The organism is Streptomyces viridosporus (assembly GCF_002078235.1).
Taxonomy (GTDB): Bacteria; Actinomycetota; Actinomycetes; order Streptomycetales; family Streptomycetaceae; genus Streptomyces; species Streptomyces viridosporus.
In genome coordinates this window covers 1-5,065 of the sequence record NZ_MSGP01000513.1, presented here as the reverse complement: position 1 = coordinate 5,065, position 5,065 = coordinate 1, and the positions used below count along the sequence as shown (strand labels likewise).

The 5,065-nt window shown below is 73.8% G+C and carries 5 protein-coding genes; all 5 read right to left on the bottom strand.

Annotated features, from left to right (window positions below; genetic code table 11):
- Nucleotides 1–180 precede the first annotated feature (180 nt).
- Nucleotides 181–1,245, bottom strand: coding sequence for a polyprenyl synthetase family protein (locus tag B7L92_RS30950; RefSeq protein WP_081240647.1), 1,065 nt, complete (start codon nt 1,243–1,245; stop codon nt 181–183).
- A 71-nt stretch (nt 1,246–1,316) separates the two neighbouring features.
- A complete protein-coding gene (hpnE, locus tag B7L92_RS30945; protein WP_081240646.1) occupies nt 1,317–2,744 on the bottom strand; it encodes a hydroxysqualene dehydroxylase HpnE in 1,428 nt (475 codons plus the stop codon).
- Nucleotides 2,741–2,878: a DUF6380 family protein gene (locus B7L92_RS43740; RefSeq protein ID WP_368656274.1), complete on the bottom strand. Its 138-nt coding sequence runs from the start codon at nt 2,876–2,878 to the stop codon at nt 2,741–2,743. The genes hpnE and B7L92_RS43740 overlap by 4 nt, the downstream gene beginning before the upstream one ends.
- Nucleotides 2,878–3,828, bottom strand: coding sequence for a presqualene diphosphate synthase HpnD (gene hpnD, locus B7L92_RS30940; protein ID WP_081240645.1), 951 nt, complete (start codon nt 3,826–3,828; stop codon nt 2,878–2,880). Before hpnD ends, B7L92_RS43740 begins: the two co-directional genes overlap by 1 nt.
- The gene (gene hpnC / locus B7L92_RS30935) at nt 3,825–4,736 is read right to left on the bottom strand and encodes a squalene synthase HpnC (protein WP_081240644.1); all 912 of its coding nucleotides are present in this window, start codon (nt 4,734–4,736) and stop codon (nt 3,825–3,827) included. Before hpnC ends, hpnD begins: the two co-directional genes overlap by 4 nt.
- Between the last annotated feature and the right edge of the window lie 329 nt (nt 4,737–5,065).

Below are 5,065 nucleotides of genomic sequence, written 5' to 3'. Positions count from 1 at the left end.
CGACGGAAGCACTCGGGGCGGCAGGGCCGCCCCGGTGCTTCCGTCGGTCGTCGCTGTCATGGCTTCCCCTTCGTGCAGTCCTGCAAGTCGTGGTGTCTGCTGTGGGTCCGCCGTCGGCCGGTGCTGTTCTCCCCGCAACACCGGCCGGCGACTACGCGAGGGCTATTCGACCGATAGTGATCATCTCTTTCGTACGACGACGAAGTCCGCGAGCGCCGTGAACTGCTCCCGCACCCGGTCGGGCATGTCGACGGCGTCGAGGGCTTCGATGGCGATGGTGTGCTGGCGGCGCGCCTCCTCGGCGGTCCACTCGCGTCCGCCCGCCTCCTCGATGAGGGCGGCGCGGGCCGCGAACTCCTCCTCGGAGAAGTTCGCGAAGTCGCTGCTCTCGGCGTCGGCGGCGAGGATCTCGCCGAGCCGCCCGGAGGCGGGGCCGCCGGAGGCGAGCGCGGCCACGACCGGGAGGGACTTCTTGCGCTGGCGCAGGTCGCTCCAGGTCTGCTTGCCGGTGGCCTCCGGGTCGCCCCAGATGCCGAGGAGGTCGTCCACGGCCTGGAAGGCGAGGCCGAGGTGGTAGCCGTACTTCTCCAGGCTGTCGGCGGTGCGCTCGTCCGCGCCGCCGAGCACCGCGCCGATGGAGCTGGCGCAGGCGAGCAGGGCGCCGGTCTTGTTGCCCTCCATCTCCAGGCACTCCTCGACGCTGACGCGGTCGCGGTGCTCGTAGGAGATGTCCTGGGCCTGGCCGTCGATGAGCGCGCGGCTCGCGGTGGTCAGCCGGCGGGCGGCACGGCCCGCGTCGACGGTGCCGAGTTCCAGCAGCACCTCGTTGGCCAGGGCGAACAGGGCGTCGCCGACCAGGATGGCCTGGGCGGGGCCGTGCACCTTCCAGACGGTGTCGCGGTGCCGGCGCTGCTCGTCGCCGTCCATCAGGTCGTCGTGCAGCAACGAGAAGTTGTGGACCAGCTCGACGGCGACCGCGCCGGGGACGCCGGTCCGCGGCGCGGCCCCGGTGACCTCGGCCGACAGCACGGCGAGGGCGGGGCGCACGGCCTTGCCGCCGTCGCCGTCCGCGGGCCGGCCCTGGGCGTCGATCCAGCCGAAGTGGTAGGCGGCGACCGTGTCCATGGGAGGTGCCAGGCGGGCGACGGCCGCCCGCAGTACCGGCGTGGCCAGGGTCCGGCCGCGCTCCAGGAGCGCGGACACGTCCACCGCGGTCCTTCGAGCGGCCTGCGAGGCCGGGGGCACAGTGGGCACAGTCTCTCCTCTTGTTGCGGTACCGGGGGTGCGGAGGTCTGCCGCGCCGCGCTGGTCGAGCGTCATGCCGCCTCCTCGATCGCGAAGAGGTGGCGGGGGCGGGGCCGGCCCAGGGCGCCCAGCGCGGCGTCCGCCGCGCCGACGCCGCTGCGGACCGCGCCCTCCATGGTCGCGGGCCACCCGGTGGCGGTCCACGCGCCGGCCAGGTACAGGCCGGGTGCCTTGGTGCGGGCGCCGGGCCTGAGCCGTCCGACGCCGGGGGCGGGAACGAACGTGGCGTCTCGTTCCCGGGTGACGAAGAAGTCCTTCACCCGTGCGCCGCGGGTGTGCGGCAGCAGCCGCCGCAGTTCGGGCAGGTAACGCTCGCGCAGCACGGCCACGGGCTCGTCGATCTCGTCGTGGGCGACCGACTGGGACACCGCCAGGTACTGGCCCTCCGTCAGCCCGGACGCCGCGGTGCGGTCGAAGACCCACTGCACGGGGGTGCCGAGGGCCGCGAGGAAGGGCCGCGCGAGGACCTTGCGGTCGTAGACGACGTGGACGTTGAGGATCGGCGCGGTGTCGATGCCGAGCAGCCGCTCGGGGTCGTCCAGCGCGCCCGCGGGCAGCAGCTCGTACGCCTCGCGCTGCGGTACGGCGAGGACGACCGCGTCCGCCCGCAGCGTCTCGCCGGGGACCCGGACGCTCCATCCCCCGTCGCCGTCCGCGCGGACGGCGGTGACCCGGGCGCGGACCTCGGTCCGCACGCCCGCGGAGTCGAGCGCCTTGCGGGCGAGCCGGTCGTGCAGTTCGCCCAGGGGTACGTGCGCCCAGCCGATGTCGGCCGCGCCCGGGTCGGACAGCAGGCCGGTCTTGAACACCATCGCGGCGAGCGACAGGGAGGCGTCACCCGCGACCGCGTTGAGGGTGGCGACCCCGACCAGGTCCCACAGGGCCTCGACGGCACGCGCCGACTGGCCGTGCGCGGTGAGCCAGTCGCCGAAATTCTGGTCGTCCAGGGCGGGGTCGGCGAGGTCGAGCCCCTTCAGCGCGAGCGCGGCCCGGCCCACCGCGGCCCGCTCGGCGAGCGAGAGGTGCGGATACGCGGCGAGGCTGCGCCCCAGGTGCAGGGGCACGGGCAGCGCGTCGCGCCGCAGCCGGCCGAGCCGCCGCCCCTCGGGGCGCGCGACGTCGACGACGGGCACGTCGAGCCGGTCCTGCAGCGGTGCCAGCTCCGCGCCCTCGATGCGGTCTAGGAACCAGCGGTAGGCGGTGCAGCAGCGCAGGTAGACGTGCTGGCCGTTGTCGACGGTCAGGTCGCCGCGCCGGAAGGAGAAGGCGAGCCCGCCGAGACGGGGCCGCCCTTCGAGCAGGGTGACGCGCACCCCGGCGTCGGCGAGCGCGAGCGCGGCGGTGACACCGGCGAGCCCGCCGCCGACCACGACAGCGTGTCTCCCGGCCGGTACCGGCTCGTTCGTGAGCGCCCCTTCGGATCGTGTGCCGTGGGTCATCGTGCACCCTCCCCTGCCCGGCCGCCGTGCCGGAACGGCGCACGGCCGATCGTCTCAGTCTGGGACGCGGCGTCGTGGCGGAGGGTTGCCCGCCGTTTTTCGCCGGGTGCGTCACCCGGAAGCGGTGTGTCCATCAAGCGCGCCTCCTGACGGTCCGGCGGGTCACGTGCCGGGCGTCCAGTCCGGACAGGCCGCGCACCGCGACGTACGCCTTCTCGTGTCCGGGCAGGGAGACCCGGCCGCGCAGCACGGCCTCGGGGTCGCGCTCGATGCGGTCGAGCAGCCGGCGGTAGATGCCGGCCATGGCGGCGACGCAGGCGCCGCTGCGCCGGTCGAGCAGGGGGAGCAGCCGGTAGCCCTCGGCGAAGAGGGCCCGGGCCCGGCGCACCTCGAAGTGCACGAGGCCCGCGAAGTCGGAGCCCTCCGGCGGGGTCGGTCCGCCGAACCCGGCCGAGCAGCCGAACTTGGCGAGGTCGTCGGCGGGCAGGTAGGTGCGTCCGTCCTCGGCGTCCTCGCGGACGTCCCGGAGGATGTTGGTGAGCTGGAGCGCGAGGCCGAGGGTGTCGGCGTACTCGGGCGCGCGTTCGGCGCCGCGCGCTCCCCGTTCCGTGCCGAACACCCCGAGCGAGAGCCGTCCGATGGCGCCCGCGACACAGCGGCAGTAGGCCTTCAGGTCGTCCCAGGTCTCGTAGGTCTCGCCGCGCACGTCCATCCGGACGCCGTCGATGAGCTCGTCCAGGCCGCCGAGCGGGATCGGGAAGTGGGCGGCCGCGTGGGCGAGGGCGACCGCGACCGGGTCGGTGTCGTCCTCGTCGACCGCGCCGTCGCGGATCCGGGCGAGCAGTGCCCGGGTGTCCTCGAGCCGGGCGGTCTTGACGTCGTCCGCCAGCGCGCCGTCGCCGATGTCGTCGACGCGCCGGGAGAACGCGTACAGCGCCGACATCGCGCGCCGCTTGGGCGTCGGCAGCAGCCGGATGCCGTAGGCGAAGTTACGGGCCTGGTGTCCGGTGACGGCCTCGCAGTAGCGGTAGGCGGCGAGTACCGGTGCGGACGTGTGCGGTTCCGACTCCACGGTCCGGATCACCCCTCTCCTCGCAGAGTCACGCCCACCTCGCGCAGCAACCGGAGCCTGCCGGACTTGGGTGGGCCGGAAAGTACGTCGTACTCGGCGGCGGCGATCGCGTGGACGGCCGCCCTCCCCCCCGCCACGAACCCTGCGAGCAGCAGCTTCAGTCTGCCGTGGACGCTACCCACGAGGGGGGCGCCTTCATTCAGCAGGTCGCGGGCGCGTTGGGCCTGGTACGCGACCAGTGCGCGCACCGATGCGCCGGCGGTGTCCGCGGCGAGGTCCGCCTCCTGGACGTGAAAGCGCTTCATGTCCGCGGCGGGCAGGTAGATGCGGTCGCGGCCGAGGTCCTCGGCGACGTCCTGGAGGTGCTCGACGACCTGCAGGGCCGTGCAGATCGCGTCGGAGCGGCGGACGCGTTCGGGTGACGAGGTGCCGGTGACGGCGAGGACGAGCCGGCCGACGGGGTTGGCCGACAGCTCGCAGTAGGCGAGCAGGTCGTCGTAGGTCTCGTACCGCTTGACCAGCTGGTCCTGGCGGTTGGCGGCGATCAGGGCGAGGAAGGGCTCGGGGGTCAGCGCGTGGCGGCGGACCGTCGGCCGGAGCCGGCGCAGCAGCGGGTGGCGCGGCCCGTCGGCGGACGCGTCGAACACGCGGCGCAGGTCGTCCTCGAAGGCGTCCAGCAGCACCAGCCGGTCCTCGGCCTCCGCGGCACCGACACCGAGGAGGCGGGCGTCGCCGCCGCCGGGGGCCAGGTCGCCGTCGCCGATGTCGTCGACCAGACGGGCGAAGCCGTACACGGCCATGAGGTCGTCGCGCCAGGGCCCGGGCAGGAAGAAGGGAGCCACGGGGAAGTTCTCGGTGGCGACCTTGTCGAGCGTGGCGCGCTCGGGATCGACGGCGCGCACCGCGGCGGTGGACGTCATCGCGGGCTGCCTTGGACGGGGACGGCGCACGCTGCGTTCAGCAGGGGAGTCTCCGTAGCCATTGCCGTCACATCTCCCGTTCTACACTGCCAACGCAATGCATACTATTTCGGACACGCCCGCCCGGGCTCACGCCCGGCGGCGTCGCTGGATGGTGTCGGGCATTATGGCCCTGATTGCCGCCTTTCGGGACCGGTACAGCTTACGTTGTACAACGCGGCGTGTTCCGTCGGGGGTCCGGCGCATCACGACAACACACCGATGGGCGTCAAGATTCCTCGCCGGAGCGGGAGTTGACGCCTCCTTCGCAGACGCCGAACCCCGCCGGA